This is a genomic window from Aphanothece microscopica RSMan92 (genome assembly GCF_046613545.2).
Taxonomy (GTDB): domain Bacteria; phylum Cyanobacteriota; class Cyanobacteriia; order PCC-6307; family Cyanobiaceae; genus NIES-981.
Map to the genome: position 1 here is coordinate 1 of NZ_JBKKKY020000584.1, position 427 is coordinate 427.

1 protein-coding gene is annotated in these 427 nt (G+C 70.5%); it reads left to right on the forward strand.

Going from position 1 to position 427, the window contains the following annotated elements; all coding sequences use genetic code 11:
* Positions 1–148 precede the first annotated feature (148 nt).
* Positions 149–427 (forward strand): alpha/beta fold hydrolase (locus ACLD7X_RS19160; RefSeq protein ID WP_411425265.1); only part of this gene is annotated, 279 nt, incomplete at its 3' end.

Here is a 427-nt window from a genome sequence, read left to right on the forward strand (position 1 = left end):
CCAATGGCTGGGATGCGGCAGGGGCCGCGGGCTTCGGCTTTGCCACCGCCTGGGTCAACCGCGCGGGCGCACCGGTCGACCGACTGCCCCACCGCCCCGCCCATGTGATCGCCGACCTCTCCGCCCTTCCTGCCCTTGTGAACCGCCCATGACCCAGACCTTCACCGCCCGCGACGGCGCCAGCATAGCCTTTGACGACCAGGGCAGCGGCCTGCCGGTCCTGTGCCTGCCGGGCCTCACGCGCACGATGGGCGATTTCGGCTACATGATCCCCCACCTGCCGCCCTGCCGCCTGATCCGCATGGATTACCGTGGCCGGGGCGCCAGCCAGTGGACGGGTGCCGCCACCTACACCGTCCCTCAAGAAGCGCAGGATGCGCTGGCGCTGCTGGATCATCTGGGCGTGGAAAAGGCCGCCGTCATCGGC